The sequence below is a fragment of the Silvibacterium dinghuense genome, assembly GCF_004123295.1.
Lineage (GTDB): Bacteria > Acidobacteriota > Terriglobia > Terriglobales > Acidobacteriaceae > Silvibacterium > Silvibacterium dinghuense.
Map to the genome: position 1 here is coordinate 2,030,663 of NZ_SDMK01000001.1, position 17,406 is coordinate 2,048,068.

Below are 17,406 nucleotides of genomic sequence, written 5' to 3' on the forward strand. Positions count from 1 at the left end.
AGCCACGACCGGGAATTCCGCACCCCGCCGACATCCCGGGTTCGCGCCAAGAACGCCAAGTTCCGCAAAGCTCGCGAAGATAGTTCAGGAAAAAGCAAAGATGGGTGCCCCACATCTCGTTCGGTTCGAGATGTGGGTTCGCAGGATATGCGCTGCGCGAGGTTCGTACTTCCCACCCAAGCAGAGCTTGGGTGGGGCACCCTTTTTCGTGCCAATGCGCGTTACCCTGAGCGTGATGTCACCAGCTTTCGCCATCGAGAGCATCTCCGCTCAATCCTCCTCAGACTCGATTACCGAGGCTCGGGAGATGCTGCTGGAGTACGGCCGGTTTGTGATGGCGGCGGAGGGACTTTCGGAGCACTGGTTCGCGAAGCTTGAGGGCGAAGCGCGAGGGCTGCCTGAATTCTTTGCCGGACACGGCGGAGCGATGCTGGTGGCGCGTGTGGATGGCTTGGCAGCGGGATGTGTGACGTATCGTGCGCTGCCGGATATCGCCGGAGGCTGCGAGATGAAGCGGCTGTGGGTGCGGGATGAGTTTCGCGGCCTGGGTTTGGGCGAGCGACTGGTGCAGGCTCTGATGGAAAGCGCCGCCGATGCCGGATATGAGGCAGTGTACTGCGACACCATTCCGGCTTCCATGGGTTCGGCGTACCGGATGTATCTGCGGCTGGGTTTTGTGGCGTGCGAGCCGTACCACCCGGATTTCATGGAAGGGATGGTGTTTTTGCGGCAGGAGCTGAAGCAGGGTGCAGGGGCTGGGGTGTAGGGGATAGTTCACCCTCTCCCGCGCCGAAGTTCGAGGATACTATCTACACATTCCATCCTGCGTGCCTGGAGTATGCCGTGTTTTCTCGAAACCTTTCGCAGTCCCTACGCATGGGTACGATCGCGGTTGCCTTGATGATGGCGGCTTCGCCACTCTCGCTCTTTGCCGCGAGTGCCGATCTCGGCTCCAACACCGGCCCATCGGCGGCAGAGATCATGAGCAAGGCCCAGAGCCAGGCCCGCGCGGAGCACAAGAACATCCTGCTCGACTTCGGCGCGTCGTGGTGCGGCAACTGCCGTCTCTATGACCGCTTTCTTGCCGACCCGCAGATGCACGCCATCCTCAGCCGGGCGTTTGTTTTTGTAACCATGGACAGCGGCGAGCGGACGGGCGATGCGAAGCATGCCAATACGCCTGGAGCCGTGGACTTTGAGAGCTCCATTGGCGGCAAGGGCGCGGGGTTTCCGTGGCTGGTGATGCTCGATGCGGGCGGAAAGCCCATCGTGACTTCCGACCGCCCCGATCCGAAGTCGGAAGGTGGGAAAAATAACATCGGCTATCCGGTTGCGCCGGAAGAAGTCGACTGGTTTGTCGAGATGCTTCGCCGCGCGGCGCCGCAACTCAACCAGCAGGACCTGACCAGTGTCCATGCGTGGCTTACCGCGCGTGCCGCTCCCCTGCTGCGGCATTAGAACTGCTTCGCGCCTCCGCTCCCGTCGATCACGAATAGAGCGTGAATGGTTCCTGCCTTCCCAATCAAGCAGAGCTTGAGTGGGGCATACGAATTCTCGCTTGTTTCGAGAACTGCAGGTCCCTCCGCTTCGGTCGGGATGACGGCTCTTGTCTACAATAGGTGTACCGTGACACTCGATTTTCTTGGCAGTCTTCAACGCACGCATACCTGTGGAGAGCTCCGCGCCTCGGACGCGGGCAAGTCCGTCGTTATTCTTGGCTGGGTGAACCGCCGCCGCGACCATGGCAACCTGATTTTCCTCGATCTGCGCGACCGTTATGGCATTTCGCAGGTGGTGCTCGATAAGGATCTGGGCGTGGAAGCCCATGCGAAGGCCGAGCAGGCGCGCTCAGAGTACGTCATCGCCGCCGTCGGCAAGGTTCGCCTGCGCGATGCGAGCGTGATCAATCCCAAGATGGAGACCGGCGAGATCGAGATCGTCGCCGACGAGCTGCGCATTCTGAATGACGCCAAGGTGCCGCCGTTCTCGCCCGCCGAAGACGCGATCGCGAACGAGGAAGTGCGCCTCAAGTACCGCTATCTCGACCTGCGCCGCCCGGAGATGCAGCACAACTTCCTGGTGCGCCACAAGGTCGCCCTCGCCGTGCGCCAGTATCTCTCGGGACAGGGCTTCTACGAGATCGAAACGCCGTTCATGACGCGCTCAACGCCCGAAGGCGCGCGCGATTACCTGGTGCCCAGCCGCGTGCATCCCGGCAACTTCTATGCGCTGCCGCAGTCGCCGCAGCTCTTCAAGCAGATCCTGATGGTCAGCGGCATGGACCGCTACTTCCAGATCGCGCGCTGCTTCCGCGACGAAGACCTGCGCGCCGACCGCCAGCCCGAGTTCACGCAGATCGATCTCGAGATGACCTTCCCGCAGCAGGAAACCATCTTCCGCGTGGTTGAAGGCTTCCTGTCGGAGGCGTTCAAGGCCGTCGGCATTCATCTGCCCACGCCCTTCCCACAGATCACCTACGACGAGGCGATGCGCAACTACGGCATCGACAAGCCGGACCTTCGTCTGCCCGGCCTGACCGACGTGAAGGCTGCCTTCACCGAGGAGAACCTGGCCGCGCTCCAGATCGATCCGAATCTGCCAGTCGTGGCGCTGCGCATTCCCAAGGTCGGCGAGCTCTCGCGCAAGGAGCGCGACGACAACAAGCCGCTCTTCGATTCTCGCAAGGGCGCGAAGTATATCGACGATCTCAAGCGCCTCGAAAAGGGCTTCCCCGAAGCCGCTGCGAAGGTGCGTGAACTGGCTGGCGGCGAGACGGATGACCTGCTGGTGATCGTCGCCGGAGACGCTGCGGTGCACATTCACGCTTCGGACACCAAGAGCGAAGGCCGGCTGTCGGAGCGCGAGATTGCCATCTACTCGACCGCGGGCAACTTCCGCGTGGAGCTGGCGAAGAAGTATGCCGATCGCCATGGCATCTTTGCCGTGACCGACGCGGTCGTCAACTCACCCGAGCGCGAAACAGGACTGGCGGATGGCTCGCAGGCCTTCCGGCCGATCTGGGTCACCGACTTTCCGATGTTCGAGTTCGACGAGGAGACGAAGAAGTGGATGCCTTCGCACCACCCCTTCACCTCGCCGCACGAAGAGGACATGGACCGCCTCGTCTCCGACCCGGCTTCGGTCCGCGCCCGCTACTACGACGTGGCCATGAACGGTCTCGAGCTCGGCTCGGGCTCGATCCGTATCCATCGTCAGGACGTGCAGGCGGAGATCTTCCGCTCGATCGGCATGACGGACGAGGAAGCGAAGGCGCGCTTCGGGTTCTTCCTGGAGGCGCTGCAGTATGGCACGCCGCCGCACGGCGGCATCGCGCTGGGGCTCGACCGTATTGTGATGATCCTCGCCGGGGCTTCGAGCCTGCGCGAGGTGATCGCCTTCCCGAAGACGGCCAAGGCCATCGACCTGATGGTGGACGCACCCACGCCGGTCAGCGAGCAGCAGCTCCGCGAGCTGCACATCCGGCCGACGAAACAGTAGGACTGGCCGTCCAGGCGTTTTGCCTTCGGCCTCCGCTCCCGTTGGTCGCGATTGAGGATCGCTGCGATGCCATCAGTCAGCCACAAGAGCGGCCAGTGGGAGTTTTGCTCCTGCTGGCCGTTTTTGCTTTGGGCGTGCGGTTTTGAGTTCTTGCCTCCCGCCCAAGCGGAGCCTGGACGGGGCATCTTCCCACGTCTCAAACGCGAGACGTGGGGCACCCGGTTTCGTGTTGTGCGTTTCTCCCCCGCCCAAGCCAACTTCGGGCTTGTGTATGGGCCACCGTAGGCTCAAAAAAAACGAAACGGCCAGCAGGGACGATGCCTGCTGGCCGCTTTTCTACTGGCCGTCTTTGTGACTGACGGCTGACTTACTTGCTCAGGCTGCCGAGCTTGTAGACGATGCCGACCGAACCGGCGAACTCGTTCTGCATGGTGTATCCATACCGGGTCGGCTGCCAGTCGGCGGTGATGCGTGCGGCGAGCCTTGGCGAGAGGTTGTGATCGTACCAGGCGCCCACCGCCGAACCGAAGGCCAGCTTGTTGTTGTAGATATTCAGCGCGTTCGGCTGAATGCCCGCGGGGAAGTCGCTGTCAAAGGAGCCATAGGCGGCGCCGATGAGGACGTGCATGCCGGCGGCATAGCTGTCACGCCGAATCAGGCGGAAGGTGGGTCCGAAGAGCCACAGATACTCGGACATCTTCGCGTTCGTCGGCACACCGTAGGAGTTGCTCGGCAGGTCCATATCGCCGTAGAGGCCACGCATATTGGCCTCGATACCCCACACTGGCCGCATCCATGCGGTCGTGCCCACATTCCAGCCCACCAGGTTATTCGCCGAGATATTCCGCCCCGGGCTGGGGTTGAAGTGCGAATACTGGAAGCCGCCGTCGACATCCCAGCGGTTCATATACGCGGGGTTCTCACCGACCGGCGCCGTGGCCGTCACCTGCCCGCGCGCGGAAGAAGAAAAAGACACTATGGCAAGCAGCGGAAGAACGGCCAAGATCGAACGGACAACGGCTTTCACGCGAATCCTATACCTCACACAATGAAGCGGTCGGCGGCAAAGAGACCACCAAAGATCAACGATACATGATTGGACGCGCCGGGGCAGCAGTGGAGAGCGCAACCCGTGCGGCTTTGCCGCGTGCGTAGGCACGGCACTGCGCGCCGATGCCAGCGGCCAGTCAAAATACGGCCAGTAGAAAACCGGCCAGTGGGGTTACCCACTGGCCGGTTTTGTGACTGGCTGCTATCGGCGCAGAGCGCGGGACTGACGGCTTCTTCCCCGTTTCCGCTCAGTTCATCCAGCGGCGGTCGTTAGGATCGCGATTTTCGTCGGGGTCGATGTAGCGGCCGTCCTTGTCGAAGCGGACCTCGCGGTTCTGCTTGCGCATGTAGACCTCGAACTTGCGGGCGGCGCGGCGGCGTTTCCAGCGGTACCAGGAATTGCGGAGGCCGAAATAGCGCTCGCTCGAGGCCTGGGCAAAGCCGCGGCGCGGGGCCAGGCGGATATACAGAAAGCCGGCCAGCGCTCCGCCCAGCTGCGAAAAGGCGAAAGCGCGCTCGCTCGAGAAGAGCATGGCGATGGAAATCAGCATGTAGACCGCGACCAGGTACTTGGCCTTGATCCCGATCGGGAGCGGGAACATCATGAACTGCATGTCGGCGTAAAGAACGCCGAAGGCGATGAGCAGGCCGAAGAGTCCCCCGTAGGCGCCGACGAGCGGGACGGCGCTGGCGGGCATGGCGAAATACAGCCCGATGGCGGCAAGTCCCGCTCCCAGAACAGAGACGAAGTAGATCTCGGCCAGCCAGCGGGAGCCGTGATTGCTCTCAAGGAAGCTGCCCAGGAACCAGAGCGACATCAGCTCAAAGAGCGTATTGAGCAGCCCGATGTGGACAAAGCTGTAGGTGACCAGCTGCCAGATGGCTCCGTGGAGCACAGCGGGCGGCGAAAGCGCCAACCAGCCCATGAGCCGGCCGGCAAAGGGAGCCGAGGCCACGCCAAGAACCAGCAGCGCGAAGTAGACACCGAGGTTCCAGAGCACAAGACTGCGCGTGAACCCGCGGAAGTCAGGAAAGGCGAGCATTCCAGCCGAACGTCGCATAGTCACTGCGCATATTGTCGCAGGTCCGGTGTGGATTCACCACGAACGGAGCGCACGGCCTCATCAGGCGGGGTCTCTTTCGTGACCTCTTCGGGCAGCGAAAATTCCGGTGCGGGACGGATTCAACGCACAGACGGGCGCGGTGGGGAAACAGCGGAAGGGCTGATGGGCGGATAGAGAGACACGCCGAGGCGCGCCATTTCCTCATCCGGGGAGGCAAAGTCGTGACTGACCGGATAGCCGCTCGCTTCCCAGGCCTGCAGGCCGCCGGAGAGCACGCGGATGTTTCTGATCCTGCGCTTCCACATGACCGCTGCCACCCGGGTGCTGACGAAACGGTTCTTGCGGTTGCAGTAGAGGACAAGCAGGACGTCGTCGGGGATGAGAAACTGGCGCCGGCGGCGCAGCTCGGCAGGGCGCACGCGGATGGCGCCGGGAATGCCGGGGATGTTTTCCGGATCGTCCTCGAAACGGAGGAGGTCGAGGATGCCGGTGCGGGCGCCGGAGTCGATGCGGCGGCGCAGCTCTTCCGGGGTGATGCTCAGTGGCTGCAAAAGCTGGAACATGCGGATGAGACGCAGAAGCTTCCACAGAAAGAAGACAACCAGCGGGATGCCGAAGACGATGACCAGCGTATCGGCGACAACAGAAATGAGGTGAGCGGCGCGGTCGAGGCTGGCGGCAAAGAGGAATCCGGTGCCGATGTAGGCCAGGGACCAGAGCGCGGAGCCTCCGGCGTCAAAGAGGATGAAGCGGTAGCGCGGGGTACCGGCAATACCGGCCAGCGGAGGAGTAATACCGTCCAGGCCGGGGATGAACTTGGCCACCAGCAGGATAGGCAGGCCGCGGGCGGCAAAGGTGGTCCGGGAACGGCGGATGCAGAGGCTGGGATCGGAAGCCAGCGCGCAGAGCAGGCGCAGGATGCGTTTGCCGCGCAGACGGCCGGCCTCGAACCAGGCCAGGTCGCCGAGCACGCAGCCGAGCACAGAGACCAGCAGCAGGCCAGGCAGACTGAGACGGCCGGCTCCGGCGAGGGCTCCTCCGGAGAGCAGGAAGAGAATAGCCGGCACGGGCAGGCTCAGCTGCCGGGCGAAGACCGAAAGAAGCACCATCGGATAGGTGGTGTGGAGCAGGTAATAATTCATGGCCGGCTTTCCCTATGATCGGCCATGCGTTTTGTTTGACGCAGATTTTTCACTGCCCTCGCTGCAGATTCATCCCACGCCTCCAATGCGAGACGTGGGGCACCCGGGATATACCCGGCCTTGCTTCCCCATGCAAGCCCACAACAGGCTTGAATGAGTCAGCTTTCGCTTCTGAACCCGCTCAGCGCGCGGGAAACGGCACCACGGCTGGGCTGCGGTGACCGGCGGCGTCGACGGCGCGGATGCCGAAGAGGACGTTGTCCTTCGAGATGGGCAGGGTGATCGACCACTGGCCATCGTGATCGTCCGCCGGGGGGACGGGCTGGGCGTTTGTCCAATCCGGAGCGGCGAGGGGGCGCCAGACAATCTCGTACTGCGTGCCTGCGGGGGCGCCGTCACCCGGCTTCCACTGGAGGGTGCTGTTGTTGTCGAGGTCCTTGACGACGACCTGCGCGGAGACCGGAGCCGGCGGGGCCGCGGCCAGTGTGGCCATGGTTGCCGCGTTCAGCCGCGCGACGCGCGCGACATAGGCGAGATCGACGAACTTGAGCAGGTCGCCATACTCGACACCATTCTCCGTGCGGACGTTCTGGTGCTGGTGATTGAAATCCTCACGCCACTCGGTAAAGCGGACGGCGGGGAAGCCTTCAAGATTGAACGACGAGTGATCGCCACCGCGCAGGAAGCGGTCGAGGCGGAACTCCTGCACGGGATGGAAGTCGGGCTTCGCCGTCTCCCTCACCGGGCCGAAGGCGTGCTGGTAGGTCCGGGCAATATCGGCGATGGCGCGGGAGAGCTCGCGCGAGGGGGAATCGCTTTCGTAGCCGAGACGCAGCAGCGTCTTGGTCTCTTCGGGCGTGGCGTTAAGCGGAATGCTTTCGGAGAAGACGCGGACGGCGGATTTGTCCTGCAGAGTGTCACCGGGAGTGGTGTTACCGCCGACAATGTCGTTGTTGAGGACGGCCTCGAGCTGCCAACCCTCGCTCTTTGCGAGCCTGGCCAGGTGCGCGCTGCCGTTGAGGCCCTGCTCCTCACCGGCGACGGCGGCAAAGACCAGCGTGGCCGGCAGCTTCAGCCCGGAAGCATAGGCATGGGACAAGGCATGGGCGCAGGCGAGGCTGACGGCGACGCCGCTGGCGTCATCGTTGGCACCCGGAGCGAGGCCATGGGTATCCATCACGTCGGTGGCGCGCGAGTCATAGTGACCGGTGACGAGAATCCTGCGCGCGGCCTGGGCGGGATCGCTGCCGGGCAGGATGGCGTAAACGTTGGTGATCGTCGTGGGCCGGGTGATACGGGCGCGGGCACCGGATTGGGCAGGCTCGGTGAAGGTGTCGTGCTTCACTTCGAGACAGCCACCGCATTCGGCCGAATAAGCCTGAAGCTGAGACTCGATCCAGGCGGCCGCGGCGGTGACGCCGGTGCCGGGCGGCAGATCGGTCTCCATGCTGGAAAGGGTGTTGCGATTGCGGAAGGTGACCAGCTTCGCGATGTTGGCTTCGATCTCAGCGGGGGTAATGTGACCGAGCGCGGCTGCAATCTTCGCGTCTTGTGGGGCAGGAGGAGGCGTGGAGACCGGGGGGTGCACCACAAGCGGGGCACCTGCATCATCCTTTGCATCCGAAAGCATGTTTCCATCGTCAGAGAAAACATGGCGAGCTGCAGCTGCTGTGTGCAGCGCGAAGATGCAGCCGAACAAGGCGATGTCCACGGCGCAGCGGGCTGGGACGGTGCGAAAGCGGCTGTTTTTGCTGTAGCTCAGGGCAGTAGCTCCGGTTTGCAAGAAGTATGCGAATTTGCGGCTGGTCCGCTTGACGCGCTGAACGGTTCTACTCAAAACTAACCAAGTCAACGCAGGAACGCTATCCTGAAACACCACTCCCTGGAGATGAAATATGGCGATTTGCCCGGAATGTGAGAGCGCGCTCGACTTCGAAGAAGAAGATGTGGACGAAGGCGACGTCATCGTTTGCGACGAGTGCGGTACGGAATTCGAAGTGGTCGGCACGGAACCGCTGGAGCTGACCAAGGTCGAGGAAGACTACGACGAGGACGACGAAGAAGAAGTCGAAGAAGAAGAGGAAGAAGAGTAATGAAGAAACTCTTTGCCGCTGCCGGACTGGCCGCGCTGCTGGTATTCCTCCTGGCTGCCCCGGCATGGGCCCAGGGTACTGCGACCAAGGTTCTTGAGGGCAAGGTGTATGGCAGCTCGAGCCAGCCGTTGTCCGGCGCTATCGTGTATCTGCAGTCTTCGAAGGACAACAGCATCCGCACCTTCATCGCTACGACGGATGGCAGCTATCGCTTTGGCCAGATTTCGACGGATATCGACTACACCGCGTGGGCACAGTACAAGGGCGTGAAGAGCAATACGCGGAATATCAGCTCGTTCGACTCCAAGAAGACGCTGAACTACGACTTCCACATCAAGGCGGATAAGTAGGCGAGCCGCTTCGCGGCGAGCAGTCAGTCATAAAACGGTTAATAGAAAAACGGCCGGTGGGAGCTTTGCTCCTGCTGGCTGTTTTTCTTTTGCGGGCAAGCACTGGTTGCGGCACGGTGCTTCCCCGCACAAGCCAACAGCGGGCTTGTATGGGCCGGGGAATCGCTTTCCAAAAGAGAACGGCCAGCAGAGGGAGTGCCTCTGCTGGCCGTTCTTGTGACTGACTGCTGACTACTGTCTGCTTGAAGAGCCTTACTGCTCGCGCTTCCAGTTCATCAGGTCGCCCAGGGTGGTCGTCGAGCTGGAGACCGGAGCCTTGTAGGCTTCGACGTCGGCACGGCTGGCTTCCTCGCCTACGGCGCGGATGCTGAGGCCGACCTTCTTCTCCTCGGGGCTCATCTTGATGATCTTGAAGTCGTGCTCCTGACCCTGCTCGAGCTTCATTGCCTGGCCGTCGCCGTCAGCGGCTTCGGAGATGTGGCAAAGACCCTCGACACCCTCGGCGATCTCAACGAAAGCGCCGAACTGGGCGGTGCGCAGAACCTTGCCGTGCACCACATCGCCAACGCGATGCTGCTCGAAGAAGGTATCCCACACATCGGGCTGCAGCTGCTTGATGCCGAGCGACAGGCGGCGGTTTTCGGGCTCAACACCCAGAACGACAGCCTTGACCTTCTCGCCCTTCTTCAGGACTTCCGAAGGATGCTTCACGCGCTTGGTCCAGCTCAGGTTCGAAACGTGGACCAGGCCGTCGATGCCGTCCTCGATCTCGATGAAGGCGCCGAAGTCGGTGAGGTTGCGAACGCGACCTTCGACATTGGTGCCCATCGGATAACGGGCCGAGAGGTGCTCCCAGGGGTTCTCCTGCAGCTGCTTCATGCCCAGCGAGATGCGGCGGTCGGAGGGGTTGACGCTGAGGACAACCGTCTCGACTTCGTCACCCGGCTTGACCAGCTTCGACGGATGCTTCATCCGCTTCGACCAGGTCATTTCGGAGACGTGCACCAGGCCTTCGATGCCCTGCTCGAGCTCGACGAAGGAACCGTAGTCGGTGACCGAGAGAACGCGGCCACGGACGCGGGCGCCGATGGGGTAACGCTCGACGGCATCGAGCCACGGGTCAGGCGTGAGCTGCTTGAAGCCGAGCGATACGCGCTGCTTGTCTTTGTCGAACTTGAGGACCTTGACCTGGATCTCGTCGCCGACGTTGACCAGATCGCGGGGGTGCGTCAGGCGGCCCCACGACATGTCGGTGATGTGCAGCAGGCCGTCGATGCCGCCGAGGTCGACGAATGCGCCGTAGTCGGTCAGGTTCTTGACAGTGCCGGTGAGGATGCTGCCCTCTTCCAGGTGCTCAAGCGTGGTCGAGCGGCGGGCGGTCTGCTCTTCCTCAAGGATCTCCTTGCGGGAGACGACCACGTTGCCGCGCTTCTTGTTCAGCTTGATGACACGGACTTCGATCGGCTGACCGATGTAGGCATCCAGGTTGCGGACCGGACGAATCTCCAGCTGCGAGCCGGGCAGGAACGCCTTGATGCCGATGTCGACGGTAAGACCACCCTTGACGCGGCCGAGGACCGTGCCGGTGACCGGGGTCTTCTCGTTGGCAGCCTTTTCGATCGAATCCCACACGCGGTGACGGAGCGCCTTCTCATAGCTGAGGACGTAACCGCCTTCTGCCTCTTCCCGCTCGATCACCACCTCGACGGTATCGCCGGCCTTGAGCTTCGGCTGACCCGTGTGGTCCAGCACCTGCTCGATGGCGATGAGTCCTTCGGACTTCATGCCTACGTCGACGACCACGTGCTTGTCGGTGAGCTTGATGACGGTACCGGTCACGATGTTCGTGTCGTCGAAGGCCTGCGCTGCGGCCTCGGCAGCCTGCTCGCGGTCAAAGGACTCGAGCGCGGCCGCAAAATCTTCCATGCTGGCAAAGTCGAGATCTTCGTTCGACTCAGCCGGCTCGGCAGCGGCTTCAACATGCACCGAGGAGGGAGTTTCCGGGTTAGGGGTGGTTTCGATCGACGAATCGGTGTGATCCGCCGCGGCTTCTAGCGTTGGGGTTTCTAATTCGGTGTTCAGAGGAGTGCTCTCGATTTGTTCAGAATTAAGGACGTCTGCCATCACTGCCAGCTCCGGGATTCTTGGTCGACGGTTCCCGACTGACCGTCCTGCAGGAGGCGCTGTCGACTGGCTGGATGGGGTCCGGTCAGCATCAGAACGCTGCAGATTTCTTCGCTGGTAGCTTAGATTCCCGGCTGATCCGCGAAGATTCGGGGATCGTAGTCCTGTCTTCCCGCTTTTCGGCGGAGGTCTGTCCGGGAGGCGCTGTATGCGGCCGAGCAACATGGCCGGTAAGCGTCGATCTCCCAGATGGAGCTGCCGTCGGACTGGAAGGATTGAGGAGCGGCGATCGTTGGTCCCCGCATGAATCCAGGGCAGGAACCTACGCTTTCACTATAGGACTCGCAGTTTCATGATGTCAATCGCACCCATAGGGGATAAGGCCAATCTCCACCATCTGTTAACGAACTTTTACAAGGATCCGCCCCGTCCCAGGGGCCGGAAATTAGTTCCAGCCCCGGAGCACGATGCTCTTTCTATTCGCGGCGCAGAGCCTCGATCGGGTCCAGCTGCGACGCCCGCCATGCGGGCGCCAGGCAGGCCCCGGCCGCTACCGCGATCAGCCCCAGCGCCACCAGCAGATAAACTCCCGGCTCGAGCGGACGGGTGCCGTAGAGCATGGTGCTCATCAGTTGCGTCACGCCCGCGCTCGCCGCCAATCCCAGGATCAGGCCCCAGATGGCCGGACGCAGGCCGTCGGCCAGAAACTGGCGCACCAGCTGCCCACGCTGCGCGCCCAGCGCCATGCGGATGCCGATCTCGGTGGTCCGCTGCGCCACCACGTAGCTCAGGACGCCAAAGAGTCCCACCGCGGCCAGCAGCAGCGAAAGCGCCCCGAAGCCCGAGAGCAGCAGCGTATTCAGGCTCTGCTCGGACAGCGCGCCGTCCAGCACCTGGTCCATGGTCAGCACGTCGGCGACGGGAAGGCTGCGATCGATGCCGGAGACGGCCTTTTCGACGCTGGTCGCGAGCATCGCCGGATCGCCCGCGGTGCGCACCACCAGACTCGCGTCGCGCTGATCGCCGCTGAGCAGCGGATAGTAGATCGCGGGATAGAGCGGCTCGATCGGAGAAAGGTAAATATCGCCGACCACGCCGACGATTCGCATCGGACGGTCCGCACCGAACACGTATGGCGTGACGATATGCTTGCCGATCGGGTCTTCATTCGGGAAGACATCTCGCGCCAGTTGCTGCGAGATCAGGATGTCGTTGGCGTGATCGAGACGATTTGCGTCGCTGAAGATCTCGCCCTGCAGAAGGGGGATCTTCATGGCCGCGAAATAGCCGGGATCGACAAAGATGGTGGAGGAATCAAGCGTCTGTCCCTGGGGCAGCGGCGGATGCTCCTTGACGACGTAGTCATCGTCTTCGTCGCGTCCGTGGCCGGGCAGCGTATTGGTCAGGCCGGCGCCGCGGACGCCAGGCAACTGCCTCACCCGCATGAGAAGGGCATCATCGAAGTTCACAATGCTCGACGCATCATGATAGCTGCCCCTGGGCAGCCGGATGGTCATGGTGAGCAGCCTGTTTGCGTCGTATCCGAGAGGGATCGAGCGCAGGTGCTGGTAAGTTTCGAGCAGCAGGCCCGCGCCGATGAGCAGCACCACCGTCAGGCCGACCTCGAGTGCCAGCAGCACGCGGCGCAGGCGCACCTTGCCGCGCGAACCGCCCTGCGACCGTGCGGACTCCTGCAGCGTCTCGAGAATTCTCGCGTCGCCAGACGAGGAAGCGGCTATCAATCCGGCCATTCCGCCGCAGACAGCCACCGCTCCCAGCGCGAAGAGCCACGCCCAGGCGTCCAGATGCACCGTTTCGAGCCGGGGCACATCGGGCCTCGCCATAGCGAGCCACTTGAGTGCGGCCCAGGCCAGAATCAAACCCAGCGCGCCGCCGGCCACCGCCAGCAGCAGGCTTTCGATCAGCTGTCCACGCACCAGCCGCCAGCGCGAGCCGCCCAGCGCTGCGCGGATCGCCGCCTCCTTCTGCCGGGTGGCCGCGCGCGCGACCAGCAAATTCGCAATGTTCAGGCAGGCGATCAGCAGCAGACAGCCCGTAGCGGCGAAGAGCGTGTAAAGGCCGACTTTCACGGTGTGTGTTTCCGAGTCGACGAGAGGACGGATATTCGCAGAGTCCATCACCGCCCCGGCCGGATATTGCCGCCGGATACCGGCCTGAATGCCGGCAATTTCACTCTGCGCCTGCCCCAGAGTCGCACTCGGAAACAAGCGTCCCACGACGTTCAGGTTATGAGCATCGTGCAGGCTCATCACCTCGGGGGAGCGCTCGTGATAGATGGCTGTCCAGAGCTGTGTCTGAGGATTCGGGTAGGTGAACCATGCCGGCAGCACGCCGATGACCGTGTAAGGCCGCGCCTCCAGCAGCACCGTCGAACCGATCACCGCCGGGTTTCCACCGAACCGCCGCTTCCATAGGCCCCAGGTCAGAATCACGGTCGCCTCGGCGTCGCGACGGTCGTCGGAGGCGGTGAAGAGCCGTCCGACCGCGGGCTTCACGCCAAGCAGCGGGAAGAGATTCCACGAGGCCTGCTGCGCGTCGACCACCTCCGGCAGCTGCCCCTGGGTCCCCGAAAGCCCATAGCGCACGGGCTTCTTCGCGGCCAGCCCGCTGAAGCTCTTTGCCTGCGCCTTCCAGTCGGCGAAGTCGCCGCCGGCCACCACGTTGTCCTGAAAGCGCCCCTGCGCATCTGCCTCGTAGATACGCACCAGCCGGTTGGCCTCGGGAAAGGGATACGGCTTGAGCAGCACGCCGCGCACCAGCGCAAACAGCGCCACGTTTGCCCCGATACCGAGCGCCAGCACCAGGATGGAGACCACCGCAAAGCCCGGCGTCCGCCGCAGTGCCCGCAGGCTCTGCCGCACATCGCGCCAGAACTCCTCCCATGCACTCCAGGTCCACGTGTCGCGCACCTGATCGCGCAAAGCGGCAGGATTGCCGAAGAGACGCAGAGCAGCCTCGCGGGCTTCGCGCTCATCCATGCCGGCGGCACGGTTCTCCGCGATCTGCTGCTCGAGGTGGAAGGCCAGCTCTGCGTCGAGCTCTTCACCAGCCTGCTTTCTCCGCCACAGCATCTGCCACCGCAACTTCAGAAGACCTAAAATGCGCGCTCCAGACATCGGCGTTTCCGGCATCGTACCGCCCCTCCTCAGCCTTCTTGCACCACCAGGTTGATGGCCCCGGAGAGCCGCTTCCAGATTTCTGTCTCTTTTTCGAGCTGCTCCCGGCCGGCCGCCGTCAGCTCGTAGAACTTGGCCCGACGGCCGGTCTCGCTCTCGGCCCAGTTGGCCGTGATCCAGCCCTGCTGCTCGAGGCGATGGAGCGCAGGATAGAGCGAGCCCTGCTGCACCTGCAGCACTTCGCCCGAAATCTGCTGGATGCGTTTGGCGATGGCCCAGCCGTGGCGCGCCTCGATGGCCAGCGTGCGCAGAATCAGCAGGTCGAGCGTGCCCTGCACGAGGTCGCTTGGTTTACCCATACTATGACTATCTACACTTCGTATTGTAGATAGTCAAGGTATTCCGGGCGGCGGCCAAACATTCTGCATTCCTTTTGGATTTCGCTCCGTATAAGCGAATGGAGGGGCAAGCCAACCGCTTCCCATGCGCACCGTTTGAGAGTGGATCCGCAGTCGTTTCGTCTCATGATGCTGGAGCACCAGTCGATGGTGTTCAGCATTGCGCTCCGGGTGGTAACGGATCGCGGAGTGGCCGAAGAGGTGGCGCAGGACGTCTTCCTCGAGCTGCATGCGCAGCTGCCGGAGCTGGAATCGCCGGAGCACGTGCTGTTCTGGCTGCGGCGGGTGACCACGCATCGGTCGATCGATGCACTGCGGCGGCGGAAGAGCCGGCCGGAGACACCGATGGACTGGAACGAGCTGCCGGAGATTCCGGACACCTCTGCGGCAGAAGACGATGAGGGTCTCAGCAGCCGGCTGCAGCAGCTGGTCGCTTCCCTGCCGGCGATACCGCGAAGCGTGGTGGTGCTTCGCTATCAGGAAGAGATGAGCCCCGAGCAGATTGCCGCGGCGCTCCAGATGCCGGTCGCCACGGTAAAAAGCCATTTGCAGCGCAGCCTGCGACTGCTTCGCGAGAAAGCAGCGCGGAGCGCCCCGCGGCAAAAACCATGGGTCGGGCCACTGGAAAGGCAGGCCCAATGACGAATCCGCACCATGCGAGGCCGAAGATGAACAAGCAGGACGTGACACCATGCGAGGCCGAACTGGAACGGATGCTGAGAACAGCACTGGTCCGGGAGGCCGCTCCGGCTGGGCTGATGGCGGACGTGGAACGCCGGCTATGGGAGAAGCAGGCAGCAAAGACAACCACCTCTGTACCGAGCTTTGAGTCGCTGGCTACCGGGGTTCGCAGCGGCTGGACGACATTCTGGTCGGCGGGAGCGCATGCGGCAGCGATTGCCCTGGTGGCACTGGTGGTCTTTGCCGGAGGCAGAACGGTGGTGAAGCAGACAAAACTCGCCGTGACGCCGGTGGAGGTACGGCCATTTCTCCCGCTCGTAGCACGGAACAGCGGCACGGCAGGCGGTGGTGGTGGAGGAGGCGCCCACGATGCCGTGGAAGCCTCACGCGGGCACCTGCCGAAGTTCTCCGACACGCAGAAGGTGCCTCCGCAGATCATCCGCAACGAGACACCGAAATTGCCTGTAGAGGCAACCGTGGTGATGCCGCCCATCCAGCTGCCCGATGCAAACCTGCCGAATGTGGGCATGCCGCAGTCGCCGCAGGTGGCGCTGGCCTCGCAGGGGCCGGGCAGCGGCTCGGGCTTCGGCTCAGGAAGCCATGGAGGCATGGGGCCGGGCTCCGGCCCAGGCGTGGGACCGGGCGAGAATGGCGGCTACGGAGGGGGTACGGTCATGGGACCGGGACCGGGCGTGATCGCACCGCAGCTGATCCATTCCGTCGATCCCGAATTCTCCGACGAGGCGCGGAAGGAAAAGTTCCCGGGCATCTGCATCGTGGATGTGATCGTCGACGCCAACGGCATGCCGACGCACATCACGGTGGAACAACACCTGGGCATGGGCCTCGAAGAGAAGGCGATCGAGGCCGTGGAGCAATATCGCTGGAAGCCTGCGCTGTATCACGGGCACCCGGTGGCGGTCATGATGCGCGTGGTGGTGAACTTCCGGATTATGTAGCAGCGAGGTCGTATCCACCTGTAGCCATTACGCAAAGTGTCATGTCGACCGGAGCAGGACGGTTTTGTCTCGCGCAGCGGAGGGACCTGCGGTTCTGTTTCGCCCCGCAACACTCCAGCTCGTGACCAACGGGAGCGGAGGCCGAAGGCGTAAGGCCGGGACGGCCAGTCCCCGAAGGCTAACCGCCCTGCGCGTAGCAGCTGACCGGATGGAAGTATTCGGTGCCCTGCACGGGCTCTTCGAGGCGCTTGCGCAGCAATGCAAAATCCTCGGGATTGCGGACGAAGTCGATTTCGGTGGTATCGACGACCAGCAGGTTGCTGGCGGTGTAGTGAAAAAAGAAATGCTCGTAGGCGGCGGCGATCTGCTCGATATAGGCATCGCTGATGTCGCGTTCACCAGGCAGACCCTTGCGCTTGAGACGCTGCTTGAGAACTTCGGGCGTGGCCTGGAGGTAGATGACGAGCTGCGGCGACGGGGCTTCGGCGCGCGCCTCCTGGTAGTAGCGGTTGTAGAGTTCCAGCTCGGCGTCGCCGAGGTTCACATAGGCGAAGAGCTTGTCCTTCTCGAAGACGTAGTCGGCGATGACCCGATCCTCGCTGGTCAGAACGCTGCGCATCTGCTCCTGGCGAGCGCGGAGGAACCACATCTGCGCAGCGAAGGCCGTACCCGGCTGGGCGCGATAGAAGCGGTCGAGAAAGGGATTGTTCTCCGGCTCGGCGACATGCCGGGCACCGAACACTGCCGCGAGCATATGCGCCAGTGTTGACTTGCCAACCCGCAGCGGGCCTTCCACTGCGAGAAACCGCCAGTCCGTCCACAAACCCATGGAGGACGCCAATGAGCCGTTACCCGTCATGTCGCCCATGCTATCCCGGAGAGCAGGCTCTAGGGCGAATAAAAAACGAAT

15 protein-coding genes are annotated in these 17,406 nt (G+C 63.0%); 7 read left to right on the top strand and 8 right to left on the bottom strand.

The window, feature by feature from the left end:
• The first annotated feature begins 235 nt into the window (after positions 1-235).
• From ESZ00_RS07940 to aspS, 3 genes are all read left to right on the top strand, one after another.
• Complete coding sequence (locus tag ESZ00_RS07940) at positions 236-766, top strand: GNAT family N-acetyltransferase (RefSeq protein WP_164981397.1); 531 nt, start codon at positions 236-238, stop codon at positions 764-766.
• Between the two features lie 110 nt (positions 767-876).
• Positions 877-1,458, top strand: coding sequence for a thioredoxin family protein (locus ESZ00_RS07945; protein WP_129207560.1), 582 nt, complete (start codon positions 877-879; stop codon positions 1,456-1,458).
• 168 nt (positions 1,459-1,626) lie between these two features.
• On the top strand, positions 1,627-3,498 hold the full coding sequence (gene aspS / locus ESZ00_RS07950) for an aspartate--tRNA ligase (RefSeq protein ID WP_229741035.1): 1,872 nt from the start codon (positions 1,627-1,629) through the stop codon (positions 3,496-3,498).
• A 367-nt stretch (positions 3,499-3,865) separates the two neighbouring features.
• Here aspS and ESZ00_RS07955 read toward each other — a convergent pair whose 3' ends face one another.
• The 4 genes from ESZ00_RS07955 to ESZ00_RS07970 all read right to left on the bottom strand — a co-directional run bounded on the left by ESZ00_RS07955 (position 3,866) and on the right by ESZ00_RS07970 (position 8,384).
• Positions 3,866-4,525 carry a hypothetical protein gene (locus ESZ00_RS07955; RefSeq protein WP_129207562.1) on the bottom strand — a complete coding sequence of 220 codons (660 nt, stop codon included), beginning with the start codon at positions 4,523-4,525 and terminating at the stop codon, positions 3,866-3,868.
• 271 nt (positions 4,526-4,796) lie between these two features.
• On the bottom strand, positions 4,797-5,609 hold the full coding sequence (locus ESZ00_RS07960; protein WP_129207563.1) for a rhomboid family intramembrane serine protease: 813 nt from the start codon (positions 5,607-5,609) through the stop codon (positions 4,797-4,799).
• Between the two features lie 122 nt (positions 5,610-5,731).
• Complete coding sequence (locus tag ESZ00_RS07965) at positions 5,732-6,754, bottom strand: VTT domain-containing protein (protein WP_129207564.1); 1,023 nt, start codon at positions 6,752-6,754, stop codon at positions 5,732-5,734.
• Positions 6,755-6,935: 181 nt separating this feature from the next.
• A complete protein-coding gene (locus ESZ00_RS07970; RefSeq protein WP_129207565.1) occupies positions 6,936-8,384 on the bottom strand; it encodes a M20/M25/M40 family metallo-hydrolase in 1,449 nt (482 codons plus the stop codon).
• 265 nt (positions 8,385-8,649) lie between these two features.
• Here ESZ00_RS07970 and ESZ00_RS07975 point away from each other — a divergent pair, with 265 nt between their 5' ends.
• Entirely contained in the window at positions 8,650-8,847 is a 198-nt protein-coding gene (locus ESZ00_RS07975; protein ID WP_129207566.1) for a hypothetical protein, read from the top strand.
• The gene (locus tag ESZ00_RS07980; RefSeq protein ID WP_129207567.1) at positions 8,847-9,197 is read left to right on the top strand and encodes a carboxypeptidase-like regulatory domain-containing protein; all 351 of its coding nucleotides are present in this window, start codon (positions 8,847-8,849) and stop codon (positions 9,195-9,197) included. The genes ESZ00_RS07975 and ESZ00_RS07980 overlap by 1 nt, the downstream gene beginning before the upstream one ends.
• A gap of 252 nt (positions 9,198-9,449) precedes the next feature.
• On the opposite strand, the gene ESZ00_RS07985 is transcribed toward ESZ00_RS07980, so the two are convergent.
• The 3 genes from ESZ00_RS07985 to ESZ00_RS07995 form a co-directional block, all read right to left on the bottom strand.
• Positions 9,450-11,321, bottom strand: coding sequence for a 30S ribosomal protein S1 (locus ESZ00_RS07985; protein WP_129207568.1), 1,872 nt, complete (start codon positions 11,319-11,321; stop codon positions 9,450-9,452).
• Positions 11,322-11,797: 476 nt separating this feature from the next.
• Positions 11,798-14,413, bottom strand: a complete 2,616-nt coding sequence (locus ESZ00_RS07990) for an ABC transporter permease (protein ID WP_129207569.1) — start codon at positions 14,411-14,413, stop codon at positions 11,798-11,800.
• A gap of 74 nt (positions 14,414-14,487) precedes the next feature.
• Positions 14,488-14,817 carry a PadR family transcriptional regulator gene (locus ESZ00_RS07995; RefSeq protein WP_129207570.1) on the bottom strand — a complete coding sequence of 110 codons (330 nt, stop codon included), beginning with the start codon at positions 14,815-14,817 and terminating at the stop codon, positions 14,488-14,490.
• A gap of 168 nt (positions 14,818-14,985) precedes the next feature.
• On the opposite strand from ESZ00_RS07995, the gene ESZ00_RS08000 reads away from it, so the two are divergent.
• The gene (locus tag ESZ00_RS08000; RefSeq protein WP_268235281.1) at positions 14,986-15,498 is read left to right on the top strand and encodes an RNA polymerase sigma factor; all 513 of its coding nucleotides are present in this window, start codon (positions 14,986-14,988) and stop codon (positions 15,496-15,498) included.
• Positions 15,495-16,496 carry an energy transducer TonB gene (locus ESZ00_RS08005; protein ID WP_164981398.1) on the top strand — a complete coding sequence of 334 codons (1,002 nt, stop codon included), beginning with the start codon at positions 15,495-15,497 and terminating at the stop codon, positions 16,494-16,496. The genes ESZ00_RS08000 and ESZ00_RS08005 overlap by 4 nt, the downstream gene beginning before the upstream one ends.
• A 178-nt stretch (positions 16,497-16,674) precedes the next feature.
• Here the strand turns inward: ESZ00_RS08005 and ESZ00_RS08010 are convergent, their stop codons facing one another.
• Positions 16,675-17,364: a deoxynucleoside kinase gene (locus ESZ00_RS08010; protein ID WP_229741037.1), complete on the bottom strand. Its 690-nt coding sequence runs from the start codon at positions 17,362-17,364 to the stop codon at positions 16,675-16,677.
• Positions 17,365-17,406 lie beyond the last annotated feature (42 nt).